Here is a 14,834-nt window from a genome sequence, read left to right as displayed (position 1 = left end):
TCCTTCGGCTCCGGAGCCGAGGCAGTGCCGGCCCGCGAGCAGGACGGCGTCGGGGCGGCCGAGCCGGACCGAGGCCCGCTCAAGTACTCCCCGGCGCGCAGGATCCGCGGTGCATGTGCTGCTCCGAGTCTGTTTCGAACTGCCGGAAACACGCCTCCCCCTGCCGCCGCGGCGGCAGGGGGAGGCGACACGTCATTCCCGGCCACGCGCCCGGCGCGCGTCCGCGAGCCGCGCGCCGAGCGCGGTCTCGGTGAAGACCCGGTACCCGGTCGCCGGGTCGTACCCGTGGATCTCGCGGGTGTCCAGAGCCGCCATGTAGGCCAGAACCTCCTTGCTGACCACCTGGCCCGGCACGAGCACCGGGAACCCCGGGGGGTAGGGGGTGACGAAGGTGGCGGAGACGACCGGACGGCCTTCGGCCAGCGCCTCGGTGATCTCCGCCGCTGAGAGGTGTTCGCAGGCGGTCTCGTCGTAGGCGAGGAAGAACGCCGCGCGCATGTCCCCCTCGGGCGTGTCGGCGCCGGGGCGGAAGGCCGGGTGGAACGCGCTGAAGTCCGGCAGGGCGGCGGGCCGGCTACCGACGCCGTTCACCGACCGGTGGTGGGCGGCGCGCTCCCCCGGGGCCATCTCCCCGACGCGCTCCTCCAGATCCTCGACGATCTTGACCAGCACCTCGATGAGATAGGCGACGGCGCTGCGCGTCGTACCGATGTTGGTCATGAACAGCAGTGTGTTGCGTGTGGTCTTGTTGACCTGTACGCCGTACCGGTCCATCAGCAGCTCGTGCTTGAAGGTCTCTCCGTCGACCCCGGTGAGCCCGATGTGCAGCGTCGCGCGGGCGGGGTCGAGGACGAACTCGTCCTCCTCCCAGGCCCGCCCCATCCGTGCCAGCCCCGTGCGCAGCGGCTGCTCGATCCCGGAGGAGCGGAAGCGGCGCGGGATCAGTTCCGGGGTGGTGAGGAAACGCAGGTAGCGGCTGAGCAGCGGGTGCTGCTCGATGGCGTCCCTGAGTACTCCCGCCTGTTCGAGCTGCTTCTGCACCAGTTCGAAGCCCTCCAGCACCGCCTGCCGGCGGCCGAGGTCCATGGAGGCGAGGATCTGGTAGTTGGGCGACGTCGACGTGTGCGTCATGTACGCCTCGCGGAATGTCTCCGCCGTCTTGTGCCGGAAGTCCTGGTCGAAGACGTGGATCATGGACCCCTGGCGCAGGGACGTCAGCGTCTTGTGCGTCGACTGGGTGGCGTACACCCGCACCCGGACCCGCTCCGGGTCGGGCATCAGCCGCCGGCGGAGGAGCGTCTCGTCGTCGGGGTCGTCACCGAGCCGCTCCTGGTGCGTGGCGTACTCCTCGGCGTACCCCGCCCGGTGGTAGCGGTCGGTCAGTTCGCGGGCCGCGGCCATCGCGGTGCGGCTGCGGTAGACGGGGTGGAAGCGGGCGAAGGCGAACCACGCCTCGTCCCACAGGAACGCCAGGTCCGGCTTGAGGGCCAGGCACTCCTCCATCACCCGGGAGGGGTTGTAGACGACGCCGTCGAACGTGCAGTTGGTGAGCATCAGCAGCTTGACGCGGTCGAGGGCACCGTGCCGCTTCAGCATCAGGAGCTTCCGCTTGATCTCCTCCACCGGCACGGCTCCGGACATGCCGTACTCGTCGAGGGGATAGGCGTCGAGGTAGACGACGTGGGCGCCCGCCAACACCAGTCCGTAGTGGTGGGACTTGTGGCAGTTGCGGTCCACGAGCACGATGTCGCCGGGACGCACCATGGCCTGCACGACGATCTTGTTGGCCGTGGACGTGCCGTTGGTCACGAAGTACGTCCGCCGGGCGCCGAACGCCGCGGCCGCCAGATCCTGCGCCTCCCGCAGCGGACCTGTGGGCGCCAGCAGGGAGTCCAGCCCCCCGGAGGTCGCGGAGGTCTCGGCGAGGAAGACGTTCAGCCCGTAGAAGCGGGCCATCTCCGGTATCCAGCGGGAGCCGACCACCGAGGTGCCACGGGAGACGGGCAACGCGTGGAAGACGCCCGTCGGTCGCCGGCTGTGGGCACGCAGTGCGGTGAAGAACGGGGCGCGGAAACGCTCGGCGACGCCTTGCAGGATGGACAGATGCAGTTCGAGGAGTCCTTCGCGGGCGTGGAAGATTCGCCTGAAGCACCGGCCCAGCCGGCCGGCCGTCGTCTCCACGGACGCCTCGGACACCAGATACAGATCCAGCTCCGGACGGAGCGAGCGCAGTTGGTCGCCCAGGACCTGGGCCCGCTCCTCGCCGTGCCGCCGTTCCGCCTCGGGGATGCCGGCGGAGGCCGGGACCGCCGCGGCGCCTTCGAAGAAGCGCCGCACCACGCGCAGGTCGTGCCGGGACCGGTCGGCGAACCGATGGTGGATCACAACAGCCTGGAGACTGGAGTTCACCAGTGACGCGATGACCGCGTCCTCGAAACTCGGAGCCACGACGACCTCGTAGACGAACTCGTCCTCGGCGCGGCGCATTCGGCGCAGCTCCTCGCGGAGAGCCTCCTCCACCTGGTCCGGATCGCCGACCACGAGGACTTCGAAGGCCGGCACCGCGGACGAGACCGCCTCGGGGGAGATGGCGCCGCGGTGGCCGTCGCCGCCCAGCGCGCGGTCGAGGGCCTCGGCGCGCCCGGCCAGCCGTTGCAGTTTCCCTTCCTCGTACAGCCGGCGAAGCTCCTCCAGCCGTGCCGTGCCGGGGAAGGCCCAGCAGTTCTCGATCGGTGCCAGGAGCTCGAACAGCTCCTCGATCCGCGCGGTCACCCCCGTCTGCGTGTCCGGGCCCCGCGCCGAGAGCAGACGGGCGAGGTCGGCCAGCGAACTCCAGGCGTCGGCGCGCAACTGCCCGACGCTGTTGTGCGTGCCGGCGGTCGGCGGTTCAGTCACCTCATGCACCGGGGCGGGCCCCTTCGCAGGCGCGGCCCGCTTGCCGGACCGCCGAGACCAGCGGCACCCCCGGGCGGTAGGCGAGATGCACAGGGGAGGGCGCCTCCAGGACGACGAGGTCCGCCCGCGCCCCCGGGGAGAGGCATCCGACGTCGGTACGGCGCAGGGCGCGTGCTCCCCCGGCCGTCGCCGCCCACAGCGCCTCGTCGGGCGTCATACGCATTTCCCGGACGGCCAGCGCGATACAGAAGGCCATCGAACTCGTGTACGACGAGCCCGGGTTGCAGTTGGGGGAGAGGGCCACCGTGGCGCCCGCGTCGAGGAGCCGGCGGGCGTCGGGGTAGGGCGAGCGGGTGGAGAAGTCCGATCCCGGCAGCAGGGTGGCGACGGTCTCCCCCTGAGCGAGGGCGTCCACGTCGGCGTCGGTGAGGTAGGTGCAGTGGTCGGCCGATGCCGCCCCCAGCTCCACGGCGAGTTGGACACCGGGACCGTGGGAGAGCTGGTTGGCGTGGACCCGCGGTACAAGGCCCCGTGCCCCCGCCGCGGTGAGGACCGCCCGCGCCTGGTCACCGTCGAAGGCGCCCTGCTCGCAGAAGACGTCCGCCCAGCGGGCGTGCGGCGCGCACGCGTCCAGCATGGGCCCGGTGACCAGGTCGACGTAGCCGCCCGGGTCGTCGGCGAACTCCGGCGGCACGAGGTGGGCACCGAGATAGGTGACCTCGTCGGTGTGGGCGGCGGCGATGGACACGGCGCGTGCCTCGTCCTCCACCGTCAGGCCGTAACCGGACTTGGTCTCCAGTGTGGTGGTGCCCTGCCGCAGCGCCTCGCGCACATGACGTCCGACCACCGTGTGCAGATGGTCGTGGTCGGCGGCCCGGGTGGCGTCGACGGTGGTCTGGATCCCGCCGGCGGAGTACGGACGCCCCGACATGCGGGCGTTGAACTCTTCGGTGCGGTCCCCGGCGAAGACGAGGTGGGAGTGGGAGTCGACGAAGCCCGGGATCACGGCACGACCGCCGACGTCCACCCGCTCGTCGGCAGCCGGGGCGCGGGCTGCGGGGCCGGCCCAGGCGATGACGGGGCCGTCGATGAGGAGCGCGGCGTCGGTGAGCAGCCCGAGCGGGCCCTCTCCGAGAGCGGGGTCGTTGGTGACCAGCGAGCCGATGTTGGTGAGGAGGGTGCTGGGCGGGTGGTGCGGGTCCATACGGATACTCCAGGGTGAGCGCGGAGGCGGCCGCCTCGGGCCGGGGAGCGCTGGCTGTCCCGCCGCGACGGGAGGACCGCGCCCGGACTCGTCCGGCGGGACGGCGGCCCCTCCCGGGCCGCCGGGGGCCCGGGAGGGGGTGGGACGACGGGCGTGTCAGACCAGCGGGCCGGTGACCGATTGCGCCGTGGCCACAGCGCGGCCGGAGACGACGTACTGGACGGTCGCCTCGATCTCGGGGGCGAGCCAGCGGTCGGTGCCGGGGCCGTCGACCGTCTCGCGCAGCCCGTCGCGCACCGCCGCCGTGGCCGGCGCCGGGGACAGCGGGGCCCGCAGGTCGAGAGCGCGGGCGGCGGTGTACAGCTCCACGGCGAGGACGCGACCGAGCCCGTCAAGGGCGCGGCGCAGCTTGCGGGCGGCGGACCAGCCCATGGAGACGTGGTCCTCCTGCATGGCGCTGGAGGGGATCGAGTCGGTGGAGGCCGGCACGGCGAGCCGCTTGAGCTCGGAGACGATGGCGGCCTGCGTGTACTGCGCGATCATGTGGCCGGAGTCGACGCCGGGGTCGTCGGCGAGGAAGGCGTTGAGGCCGCGGTTGCGGGCGGGGTCGAGGAACCGGTCCGTGCGGCGCTCGGAGATCGAGGCGACGTCGGCGACCGAGATGGCCAGGAAGTCGAGCACGGCGGCGACCGGGGCGCCGTGGAAGTTGCCGTTGCTCTCCACCCTGCCGTCGAGGGTGACGACGGGGTTGTCGACGGCACTGGCCAGCTCCCGGGAGGCCACCAGCTCGGCATGGGCGAGGGTGTCCCGAGCGGTGCCGTGGACCTGCGGCGTGCAGCGCAGTGAGTACGCGTCCTGGACACGGGTGCACTCGGGCCCCCTGTGGCTGGCGACGATCGCCGAACCCGCGAGCAGGGAGCACAGGTTGCCGGCGCTGTCCGCCTGGCCCGGGTGCGGGCGCAGCGCCTGGAGGTCCGCGGCGAACACGGCGTCGGTGCCGAGCTGCCCCTCGACGCTCATCGCGGCGGCGATGTCGGCCGTACGCAGCAGGCGGCGCAGGTCGTGAGCGGCGAGGACAAGCATGCCGAGCATGCCGTCGGTGCCGTTGATGAGGGCGAGACCCTCCTTCTCCTCCAGGACGACGGGGGTGATGCCCGCCTCGGCGAGCGCCTCGGCGGCGGGTTTGCGCACACCGTCGGCGGTGCGGACCTCACCCTCGCCCATGACGGCGAGCGCGCAGTGCGCGAGGGGGGCGAGGTCGCCGGAGCAGCCGAGCGAGCCGTATTCGTGGACGACCGGGGTGAGGCCGGCGTTCAGCAGCGCGGCGTACGCCTCCGCGGTCTGCGTCCGTACGCCCGTACGGCCCGTGGCGAGGGTGGAGAGCCGCAGCAGCATCAGGGCGCGGACGACTTCACGCTCCACCTCGGGTCCCGAGCCCGCCGCGTGCGAACGCACCAGGCTGCGCTGGAGCTGGGCGCGCAGCTCGGCGGGGATGTGGCGGGTGGCCAGCGCGCCGAAACCGGTGGAGACGCCGTAGTGGGGCTTGGCGTCGTCGGCCAGGGCCTGGACGATCTCACGACTGCGGGCGATCTCCTTCAGCGCGTCGGGGGCGAGGACCACCGGGGTCCCGAGGCGGGCAACGGACACGACTTCGTCGGCGGAGAGCGCGCCGACACCAACAACAACGGTCATGAACCCATGAAGCCGCAGCTAGACCCAGGTATGCGAGGGGTCATGAGCCGTTAGTGTCTGGCATCTCAGACAATCGGTGATGCTCTCGTCTGGGATACCAGACACAAGGTTCACGTTCTCACTGGTCTACGCTCGCCCTATGAGCATCGTCCCCGCCGCCGCGCAGGTGCTCGCGGTGCTGCGCTATCTGGCGCGGCAGGCGGCTCCTGTACCGGCGGCCGTCATCAGCCGCGACGTCGGCCTGCCGCGCTCGACGACGTACCACCTGCTCGATACTCTCGCGGCGGACGGCTTCGTGGTCCATCTGCCCGAGGAACGGCGCTACGGTCTCGGCGTCAGCGCCTTCGAACTGGCCTCGGGCTACGAGCGTCAGGCGCCGTTTCAGCGTCTGGCGCGGGCACCGCTGGCCACGCTTGTCGACCGCACCGGGCACAGCGCGAACCTCGCCGTGCTGCACGGCCGGGAGGTCATCTACGTCATCGAGGAGCGCGCGCCGGGCCGGGCACCGCTCGTCAGCGAGGTCGGGGTGCGGTTGCCGGCTCACCTGACCGCGAGCGGCCGGGCGGTGCTGGCGCTGCTGCCTCCCGCGCAGGTACGGGCGATCTTCCCGGACCGGTCCGCCTTCGTGCTGCGGCACGGCGTCGGGCCCGCGTCGCTGACCGCGCTGCGAGGACTGCTGGCTCAGGTGCGACGCCGGGGATACGCGACGGAGGAAGGTGAGGTCACCCCCGGCCTCTCCTCCGTCGCCGCGTCCGTGCGGGATCACCACGCCCATCCGATCGCCGGCGTCTCCGTCACCTTCCCGGACGACGCGGCCGACGCGTCGGAACGCGACCGGATCGCGGGCCATGTGGCGCAGACGGCGCGGGAGCTGACCCGCCGAGTGGGCGGCGTCACCACGGGGTGACCGGCCACCGGCGGCAAGCCGGCGTACCACTGGGCGGGCCTCTCCCCCGGCGCGGTCCGAGCGGTCTCACCACGGCCGGACCGGGCAGACCCCACGCGCCGTCCGTCACCGTCCGGCAGGTGCCCCACCGTTTGAGGCGGGACCGAAGCCGGTCCGCCCTGCCTGCGGTGTCACGTGTCCGGGTGCTCAGACGGGGCTGGACGGGCGAGTGGCGAGAGCGGGCCGACGAGGACGAGCGCGAGGCCGGTCAGGGCACCGCGTTCGTGCCCCTGTCGGTCACCATTGCCTGGGACGATCCCAGATGAACCGCCGACTTGTATGGGGGTATCGGGACGACTCCGTCCGCAAACGCCGGGTCGTCGGGATGATGGCCTTGGTGAAGGTAGAGCCTGCCGGCCTCGGTGACCCCCGTATGCACGGCACCACCATCGCGGCTGATCTTCAGGAGACCACGGTCGCGCAGGGCATACACCGAGGGCCATTCACCCGGCACCCAGGCATGGGGTTCTTCTCCGGCCGCGAGGCTTTCCAGCAGGACACGTTGCCGATCGTTCAGGGCAGACCACCGATACACACGGACCAGCCCACACCGCACACCCACACTCTGCATAGAGCAGAAAGGGTGACCGTGGGCGGTGGGATCTCTCTGGGACTTTTCTGGGACTTCCGGCTGGATCAACGGGCATGGCCGTGAAAGAGCCGAAAGACTGTTTGCGCAGGTCAGCAGCCTGAAGCCAGCAAACGCAGCAGGTCACAGACCTGGCTGGCCTCTTCCGGGACATCTGACATACAGATGCCATCGCACCCACCCTGCCTGACCTGCTGAAACACGGGTCTGGAAGGACGGGGCGACGCCGAGCGGTGGGCGGCGTACTTGGCACCGCTGCGCTCCCACGACCCGCGCCTGACAGGGCGGACCGAGTTCGCGGGAGGCGCCGGCCGCGGGCACGCGCTCCCGCGTGCCGCCGAGAGCGCACTCACACCCGGGACCCACGAAGAACAGGTGTGGACAACAACGTCACCCATGAGTCCGATGCGAGCGGGTGGCGGGCCGGGCACTTCAGGGCTGCGAGACCGACTCCTCGCCGGCACGTATCAGGGTCACACCCGGCAAGGCCGCGTCGTGGCGGGCAGCGCATGGTGCGCGGTGCCCGCCACGCCGGCGTCAGCCGAGCCCGTCGGCGCCGACCTGGATGGCGGACTCGTCCAGCAGGGCGTCGCTCACCGGTTGGAGGGTGCCGTCGAGAGCGAGGACCGGGGTCGCTTCCTTGTACCAGGACTCGATCACCGCGTTGCCCCAGAAGTCGCGCCGGCGGTCGTCGTGGACGTTCCACCGGTACGTCTCGTGGTCGGGATCGCCGGTGTAGTAGTCGGAGGTGTAGATCTCCACGCGGTGGCCGTCCGGGTCGCGCAGATAGACGTAGAACGCGTTGGAGACACCGTGTCGGCCGGGCCCGCGCTCAATGTGCTTCTCCTGGCGCAGCGCGCCGAAGATGTCAGCAGTGCGCAGGACCTGGTGGGATTCGTGCGTGGCCACCCCGAGGTGGTGCAGCCGGGGGCCCGCGCCACCGGTGAAGGCCACGTCGTGGACGGTCTGTTTGCGGTACATCCAGGCTGCGTACAGCTCGTGCTCATCCCCTTCGATGGTTTCGGAGCAGCCGAAGCCGAGGGACCTGTAGTGGGCGTACGCGGCCGGGATGTCCGGGGTGCAGATGTTGAAATGGTCCAGGCGGGCGATCTCCGCGCCGTGCCGTAGGTCGTAGCGCTGGATGAGGCGCTCGGCACGGTCGATCTCGTGGAAGAACTCCACCGGGAATCCGAGCGGGTCGACGACGCGCACGGCATCGCCCACGCCTTGGGTGCCCTCGCCCTTCCTCAGCCGCTTGACGGGACGGCCGAGCCGGGTGAAGAACCTCTCCGCCCTGTCGACGTCCTCGGGCGTGCGGACGCGGTAGGAGATGTGGTCGAGAGCGGCGGTCCCGCCCTTGCGCAGTACCAGGGAGTGATGGGTCAGCTCGTCGGTCCCGCGCAGGTAGAGGGAGTGGGCGTCCTCGTACTGGACGTAGAAACCGAGCATGTCCACCCAGAACCAGCGGGCCCTGGCCAGGTCGGTGACGACCAGTTGGGCGTAGGCGGAGCGGACCACGTCGGGTGCGGGTGCGGCAGGCATCAGGCGGCTCCGAATCGAGGGGTGTGGACATCGGCGAGAGCGACATGGACTGTCTTCGACTCGGAGTAGAAGTCGATGCTGTGGGCACCGCCCTCGCGGCCGACGCCGGATGCCTTGACGCCGCCGAATGGGGTGCGCAGGTCACGGACATTGTGTGAGTTGATCCAGACCATGCCGGACTCGACGGCGTGGGCCATGCGGTGGCCGCGCTTGAGGTCGGACGTCCAGATGTACGCGGCCAGGCCGTACTGGGTGGCATTGGCCAGCTCGACCGCCTCGGTCTCGTGATCGAAAGGCGCAACCGCCACGACGGGGCCGAAGATCTCCTCCTGGAAGATGCGATGGTTGCGCTCGGCGTCGGCAAAGACGGTCGGCTGGAGGTAGTTGCCCTCCGTGAGATGGTCGGGGCGTGCACCGCCCGCCACCAACCGGGCCTCCTGCTTGCCGATCTCGACGTAGTCCATGACGCGCTCGTAGTGCTCTGTGTGGACCAGCGCCCCGACCTCGGTGGTGGGGTCGGACGGGAGGCCGACCTTGACGCGCCCGGCTCGTTCCGCCAGGCGGTTGGTGAACTCCTCGTACAGGGGGCGCTCGACCAGGACACGCGAACCGGCGGTGCAGCGTTCGCCGTTGAGTGAGAAGACTCCGAAGACAACGGAGTCCAGGGCGGCTTCGACATCGGCGTCGGCGAAGACGACAACGGGAGACTTGCCGCCCAGTTCCATCGACGTGGTCTTCAGGTGCTTGGCCGAGGAGCTGATGATGTGGCGGCCTGTTTCGGTCGAGCCGGTGAAGGAGACGAGCGGCACGTCCGGGTGGTCGACCAGGGCCTGCCCGGCCTCGTCACCGATGCCGTGGACGATGTTCACGGCGCCGGCCGGCAAGCCCGCTTCGGTGAGGATCTCCGGCCAGAGCGAGGCCGACAGGGGAGTCCACTCGGCGGGCTTGAGGATCAGCGTGCAGCCGGAGGCGAGCGCGGGGGCCAGCTTCCAGCTCTCCAGCATGAACGGGGTGTTCCACGGGGTGATCAGGCCGGCGACCCCGACCGGGGTGCGGACCACGTAGCTGAACTGCTCGCTGCCTTGCCGGAATGCCTCCTCTCCGAGCCCGACGATGACGTCGGCGAAGTAGCGGAAGTTCTCGGCGGCACGTCGGGCCTGGCCCTTGGCCTGGGTTATCGGCAGCCCTGAATCATAGGACTCGAAGTGGGCAAGCCGGTCGTGGCGGGCCTCGATCGCATCGGCGACGCGGTACAGGATGCGCGCGCGCTCGCGGTTGGGGAGAGCCGACCACTCGGGGAAGGCCGCCCGCGCGGCGGTGACGGCCCGCTGGACGTCGGCCGCCGAGCCGCGGGCGGCCTGCGCGTAGGCGCTGTTGGTGACCGGGTCGGTCACATCGAAGGTGCGGCCGTCGGTCGCGTCGGCGAGTCGGCCGTCGATCCAGTGCTTGATGGTCGGGGGCACGTTCTCGGGGACAGTGCTCATGTGTTGGCTCCGATCTGCTGGGTCAGGTCCCCGCCCTCCGTGAGAAGGGCACGGATACGGGCGAGGCCGGATGCCGTGGGAGTGATCAGCGGTGCCCTCACATGAGCCGACGCGATCCGCCCCTGCTGGGCCAGTACCCACTTCGCCGGTGCCGGGTTGGTCTCCACGAACAGCAGGTCGACCAGCGGGTGCAGGCGGTAGTGCAGGTCCCGCGCGCCGGCGAGGTCCCCGGTCTCCCACAGTTCGTACATCCGCGCCACCGCACCGGGCGCCAGGTTGGACACCGCACTGACGAAGCCGGCCCCGCCCAGGGCCAGCAGCGGCAGGCAGAGCAGCTCGATACCGGACCACACCAGCAGCGATGGGCCGCAGGCGTGCAGCACCCGGGAGAAGTGTTCGAAGTCCTTGGTGGTCTCCTTGATCCCGACGAAGTTGTCGAAGTCGGTGAACAGGCGCTTGACCGTCTGCGGGGCGATGTCGACGGCCGTACGGGAGGGCACGTTGTACGCGATGACCGGCAGATCGGGGAACTCCCGGGCCACTGTGGCGTACCACTGGTACAGCGCCTCCTGGGTAGGGCGCGCGTAGTAGGGGGTGATCACCAGGGCCGCGTCGGCTCCCAGCTCCTGAGCGGCGGCGGTCAGCTCCAGGGTCTCCCCCAGCTTGTGCGAGCCGGTGCCGGGCAGGAACGGCACCCGGTCGCCGATCTCCTCGACCGCCGTACGCATGGCCGCGATCCGCTCGGCGGTGCTCTGTGCGCTGGGCTCACCGGTGGATCCGCCGAGCGAGATGCCGTGCGAGCCGGACTCCAGCTGGAAGCGGATGAGTGAACGCAGGCTGTCGTGGTCGACGGCGCCTTCGGCAGTGAACGGGGTGACGACCGGGGCGATGGATCCTCGGACGGTGGACGGATCGGTGCGGAACTTCATGTGGATTCTCCTTGCGAGGGGCCGAGGCCGCGACGCCATGTCTCGTACAGTTCGCTCCAGCGGGGGCCGAGGGGATACAGTCCGTCGACACCGTGTCCGGCGGCCACCTGCTCCGTGATGAAGCGCTCCCGCAGCTCCTGTTCCCGGCAGTCGGTGATCAGGTCCCCGGCCAGCTCGGGCGGTACGACGACCACGCCGTCCGCATCGCCGACGATCAGGTCTCCGGGCTGTACCAGGGCACCGCCGCAGGCGACGGGCACTCCCGTGTCCCACGGGACGTGGCGGCGGCCGAGCACGGACGGGTGCGTCCCGCCGTGGTAGACGGGCAGGCCGAGCGCAGCGACCGTGCCGCTGTCGCGCAGGCCGCCGTCGGTGACGACCCCTGCCGCGCCGCGCTTCTGGGCGCGGAGCGCGAGGATGTCCCCGAGAGTCCCTGCGGAGGTGTCGCCGCGGGCGTCCATGACCAGAACCTGGCCGGGCCTCAGTTCCTCGATCGCCCGCTTCTGGGCGTTCATGCCGGTGCCGTACTTCTTGAAGAGGTCTTCACGCAGTGGCAGGTAGCGCAGGGTGTGGGCTGTGCCGACCATGGTGTGGTCCGGCAGCGTGGGGCGGACGCCGTCGATGGACATGTGCGGCAGTCCGCGAGCCCGGAGTTGTGCGCTGAGGGTGGCGACGGCGACCGAGCGCAGGCCGTCCTCGATCCGCTTGTCCAGCAGCGGCTCGGGAACGTACGAGGCCCCGTACGCGGCCTCGCGCTCGGCCGCGTCGGCCTTCGGCATCGCGCCGTACGCCTCCAAGGCGGGCCCGCCGGCGATCGGGTTGCGCAACCGCCCGGTCGACAACTCTCCGGAGGTGACTTCGACCTCGACGAGGTCACCGGGACGGGCGACCGACGCGCCCGCCGGGGTGCCGGTGAGGATGACGTCTCCGGGCTCCAGCGTGACCAGCCGGGACAGGTCGGCGATCAGTCGGCCGAAGGGGAACAGAAGCGTTTCGGTGGTGTCGTCCTGGACGAGTTCGCCGTTCACCCAGGTCCTGAGCCGCAGCGCGGCCGGGTCGAGCCGACGGGCGTCCAGCAGGCGCGGCCCGATCGGTGTGAAGCCGTCGCCGCCCTTGGAACGGAGGTTGGAACCGCGGTCGGCGTGGCGCAGGTCGTAGACCCCGGCGTCGTTGGCGGCCGTCACCCAGCGGACGTACGACCAACCGTCCTCCGGTGCCACACGCTGCGCGCGTGAGCCGATGACGAGCGCGATCTCGCCTTCGAAGCCGAGGAGTTCGCAGCCGGCCGGACGGACGATGGCCTCCTTGGTGCCCGCGAGGGAGGACGGCGGCTTGAGGAAGTACGACGGCTGTGCGGGCACCCGTCCGCGTTCCCTGGCCCGGCTGGGGTAGTTGAGATGAACCGCGACGATCTTCGTCGGAGGGTTCCCGAGCGGGTGTGTCATCAGGAACGCTCCAGGAACGCCTGCACCCTGGCCTTGTACGGCTCGCGGTCGAAGCTCTTCACGTAGGCACCTGCCATCCGCACCGGGTCGCCGAAGAAGTAGTACTCGTACAGAGCCTGGCGGCTGGAGAAGGCGGAGATACAGGTGTCCCACACCAGGCGGAAGAGCTTGACCCGCTCCGGGCCGGACAGGGTGGCGGACTGCAGATATGCCTCGATGTCGGCGGCGGCCGGACCGGTGATGTCGAGTTCGGTCGGGGTGGCCATCAGGCCGGAGGCGCCGAGTTTGCGCAGGATCTGCGGGAAACGCTGGTAGAGCTTGGGGTACAGGTTGCGGGCCGCGTTCAGCGGAGCCCAGGCCGGGGTGAGCACTCCGTGCTCGTTGACCTCGGCGTCCGCCTCGGCCGCGCGCAGGAAGGCCCGCAGCATCTCCAGCGTGGCGATGATCTCGGCGATGTCCTCCTGGACGTGCTGGAACTGCTCGATGCCGATGGCCTCTGTCAGCAGCGACACCAGGCCCAGGACGTACTCGGTCTTCGCCGTCGTGCGGGTCACGACCTGATGGGTCATGTGCACCACGGACGACGTCTGCGAGTAGAAGCCGTTGCACAGCTCCGCGTCGCCGAGGGCGAAGCAGCGCTCGTAGGGCACATGTACATCGTCGAAGACGACCACACAGTCCGACTCCTCGAAGCGGGAAGCCAGGGGGTGGTCATGGCGGGGGCGGTCGTAGTCCAGCGGCTCGCGGGCGATGTAGCGCAGGCCCGGGGTGTCGTTTCGGATGGCGAAGGCGTAGGAGTACGGCTTGTCCTCGGGGGTGCCCCGCAGCACGGTGGACGGGAACACCAGCATCTCGTCCGCGAAGGGCGCGATGGTTGCGAGCATGCGTGCACCGCGGATGACGACACCGTTGTCGTCCTCCTTCACGATCCGGGCCGCGAGTTTGCCCCCGGCCTGCTGAGTGCCGGCCACGGCTCGATTGACCTGCGGCGGGATGAGGGTGTGGGTGCACAGCAGGTCCTCTTCGCGGACCTTTTCGTAGTAGCGGCGGATGTTCTCGCCGAACGCGGGGTTGACCTGGGCGAACCAGTCGGCGGCGGAGGCGAGGGCCATCAGCGAGCTGTTCATGTAGTCGCCGGTGCGGCCGAGCATGCCGTTGCTGTGATCGGCCCACACTTTGAACGCCGCGCGGCGCTTGGCCAGATCGCCCGCGGTCTTCGGGGTGAGGAAGGAGGTGCCGACGGGCTCGCCGGAGGTGGGAGAGGTGTAGGTGAGGACGTCCTTGTGTTCGTCCGAGTGCTGGAGGTCGTACAGCTCGGCGTAGGTCTGGACGACGTTGCGGAAGGCGGGGTGGTTCTGGATGCCTCCGGTGAGGGTCTCGCCCTGGATGTGGACGGTGGGGCGGGAAGCGGACAGTCGCTGGAGGAATTCCTTGCCGGTGCGTGCGGCCATGGGGGCTCTCCTGGAGAGTGAGGGTGATCGGGGTCAGATGAGGTGCTCGATGCCGTCGGTGGACTCGGCCGCGGTGCCGAAGCGGCTCCAGGCATAGGTGAGGGCGTCGCCGTCGCGGTGGCCGAGGTCGGTGACCCGGCCGATGACGAGGGTGTGGTCGCCGCCGTCGTGCGTACGCCACGGCTCGCACTCCACCCAGGCCAGGGGGTTCGCGAGGCGAGGCACCCGGGCTCCGGCTGCCCAGTGGGGCTCTGTGGTGCCCGCCGCCCCGGCGAACAGGCGTGCCAGTGGCTCCTGCTCGGCGCCGAGGATGTTGACGCAGAAGGGGCGGTCGAGCAGTTGGTCGTGGCAGCGGGCCCGCCGGGCGACGCTGACCAGTACCAGCGGGGGGTCCGCTGAAACGGATGTGAAGGAGTTCATGGTCGCGCCCCGGGGGCCGTCGTCACCTGCGTATGTCACGACGGTGACGCCGGTGGCGAACCGGGACATACAGGCGCGCAGAGGGCCGGGGCTGGGAGGGGCGAGTGCCTGTGACATGCGGAGAACTCCTTGAGCCAATCGCCGGCCGGGTCTTCTCACTGGCGAGCAGGTGGGGCGCTGCCCCGGCAGGCGTGGGACGAATCTGCCGAGATGCAGGCCAAGACATATAATCAAAGC

The 14,834-nt window shown here is 70.4% G+C and carries 11 protein-coding genes; 2 read left to right on the top strand and 9 right to left on the bottom strand.

What is annotated here, in order from left to right; translation table 11 throughout:
• Positions 1-192 precede the first annotated feature (192 nt).
• The 3 genes from ACIBCM_RS09015 to hutH all read right to left on the bottom strand — a co-directional run bounded on the left by ACIBCM_RS09015 (position 193) and on the right by hutH (position 5,791).
• The gene (locus ACIBCM_RS09015; RefSeq protein WP_399241316.1) at positions 193-2,904 is read right to left on the bottom strand and encodes an aminotransferase class I/II-fold pyridoxal phosphate-dependent enzyme; all 2,712 of its coding nucleotides are present in this window, start codon (positions 2,902-2,904) and stop codon (positions 193-195) included.
• Positions 2,897-4,099, bottom strand: a complete 1,203-nt coding sequence (gene hutI / locus ACIBCM_RS09010; RefSeq protein ID WP_399241315.1) for an imidazolonepropionase — start codon at positions 4,097-4,099, stop codon at positions 2,897-2,899. Before hutI ends, ACIBCM_RS09015 begins: the two co-directional genes overlap by 8 nt.
• Before the next feature lie 156 nt (positions 4,100-4,255).
• Positions 4,256-5,791, bottom strand: coding sequence for a histidine ammonia-lyase (gene hutH / locus ACIBCM_RS09005; protein WP_399241314.1), 1,536 nt, complete (start codon positions 5,789-5,791; stop codon positions 4,256-4,258).
• Positions 5,792-5,930: 139 nt separating this feature from the next.
• Here hutH and ACIBCM_RS09000 point away from each other — a divergent pair, with 139 nt between their 5' ends.
• Positions 5,931-6,698, top strand: coding sequence for an IclR family transcriptional regulator (locus ACIBCM_RS09000; RefSeq protein ID WP_399241313.1), 768 nt, complete (start codon positions 5,931-5,933; stop codon positions 6,696-6,698).
• A gap of 167 nt (positions 6,699-6,865) precedes the next feature.
• On the top strand, positions 6,866-7,003 hold the full coding sequence (locus ACIBCM_RS08995) for a hypothetical protein (RefSeq protein ID WP_399241312.1): 138 nt from the start codon (positions 6,866-6,868) through the stop codon (positions 7,001-7,003).
• Between the two features lie 860 nt (positions 7,004-7,863).
• On the opposite strand, the gene hpaD is transcribed toward ACIBCM_RS08995, so the two are convergent.
• From hpaD to ACIBCM_RS08965, 6 genes are read right to left on the bottom strand one after another with little or no spacing between them, the layout of a single operon-like run.
• Positions 7,864-8,868 carry a 3,4-dihydroxyphenylacetate 2,3-dioxygenase gene (gene hpaD / locus ACIBCM_RS08990; protein WP_399241311.1) on the bottom strand — a complete coding sequence of 335 codons (1,005 nt, stop codon included), beginning with the start codon at positions 8,866-8,868 and terminating at the stop codon, positions 7,864-7,866.
• Entirely contained in the window at positions 8,868-10,352 is a 1,485-nt protein-coding gene (hpaE, locus tag ACIBCM_RS08985; protein WP_399241310.1) for a 5-carboxymethyl-2-hydroxymuconate semialdehyde dehydrogenase, read from the bottom strand. Before hpaE ends, hpaD begins: the two co-directional genes overlap by 1 nt.
• A complete protein-coding gene (gene dapA / locus ACIBCM_RS08980; RefSeq protein ID WP_399241309.1) occupies positions 10,349-11,281 on the bottom strand; it encodes a 4-hydroxy-tetrahydrodipicolinate synthase in 933 nt (310 codons plus the stop codon). The genes hpaE and dapA overlap by 4 nt, the downstream gene beginning before the upstream one ends.
• Positions 11,278-12,726 (bottom strand): fumarylacetoacetate hydrolase family protein, encoded by a 1,449-nt coding sequence (locus tag ACIBCM_RS08975; protein WP_399241308.1) that lies wholly within the window; start codon positions 12,724-12,726, stop codon positions 11,278-11,280. The genes dapA and ACIBCM_RS08975 overlap by 4 nt, the downstream gene beginning before the upstream one ends.
• A complete protein-coding gene (gene hpaB / locus ACIBCM_RS08970) occupies positions 12,726-14,177 on the bottom strand; it encodes a 4-hydroxyphenylacetate 3-monooxygenase, oxygenase component (protein WP_399241307.1) in 1,452 nt (483 codons plus the stop codon). The genes ACIBCM_RS08975 and hpaB overlap by 1 nt, the downstream gene beginning before the upstream one ends.
• A 33-nt stretch (positions 14,178-14,210) precedes the next feature.
• The gene (locus ACIBCM_RS08965; protein WP_399241306.1) at positions 14,211-14,714 is read right to left on the bottom strand and encodes a flavin reductase family protein; all 504 of its coding nucleotides are present in this window, start codon (positions 14,712-14,714) and stop codon (positions 14,211-14,213) included.
• Positions 14,715-14,834: the final 120 nt, after the last annotated feature.

It is taken from the genome of Streptomyces sp. NPDC051018 (assembly GCF_044456085.1).
Lineage (GTDB): Bacteria > Actinomycetota > Actinomycetes > Streptomycetales > Streptomycetaceae > Streptomyces.
The sequence above is the reverse complement of the archived record's forward strand: the minus strand, read 5'-3'. Positions and strand labels throughout refer to the sequence as shown.

What these genes read in the sequence shown, in the direction of transcription:
- hutI (WP_399241315.1), bottom strand. Translation starts at nt 4,099, where the DNA reads ATGGACCCGCACCACCCGCCCAGCACCCTCCTCACCAACATCGGCTCG.
- hutH (WP_399241314.1), bottom strand. Translation starts at nt 5,791, where the DNA reads ATGACCGTTGTTGTTGGTGTCGGCGCGCTCTCCGCCGACGAAGTCGTG.
- ACIBCM_RS09000 (WP_399241313.1), top strand. Translation starts at nt 5,931, where the DNA reads ATGAGCATCGTCCCCGCCGCCGCGCAGGTGCTCGCGGTGCTGCGCTAT.
- hpaD (WP_399241311.1), bottom strand. Translation starts at nt 8,868, where the DNA reads ATGCCTGCCGCACCCGCACCCGACGTGGTCCGCTCCGCCTACGCCCAA.
- hpaE (WP_399241310.1), bottom strand. Translation starts at nt 10,352, where the DNA reads ATGAGCACTGTCCCCGAGAACGTGCCCCCGACCATCAAGCACTGGATC.
- dapA (WP_399241309.1), bottom strand. Translation starts at nt 11,281, where the DNA reads ATGAAGTTCCGCACCGATCCGTCCACCGTCCGAGGATCCATCGCCCCG.
- ACIBCM_RS08975 (WP_399241308.1), bottom strand. Translation starts at nt 12,726, where the DNA reads ATGACACACCCGCTCGGGAACCCTCCGACGAAGATCGTCGCGGTTCAT.
- hpaB (WP_399241307.1), bottom strand. Translation starts at nt 14,177, where the DNA reads ATGGCCGCACGCACCGGCAAGGAATTCCTCCAGCGACTGTCCGCTTCC.
- ACIBCM_RS08965 (WP_399241306.1), bottom strand. Translation starts at nt 14,714, where the DNA reads ATGTCACAGGCACTCGCCCCTCCCAGCCCCGGCCCTCTGCGCGCCTGT.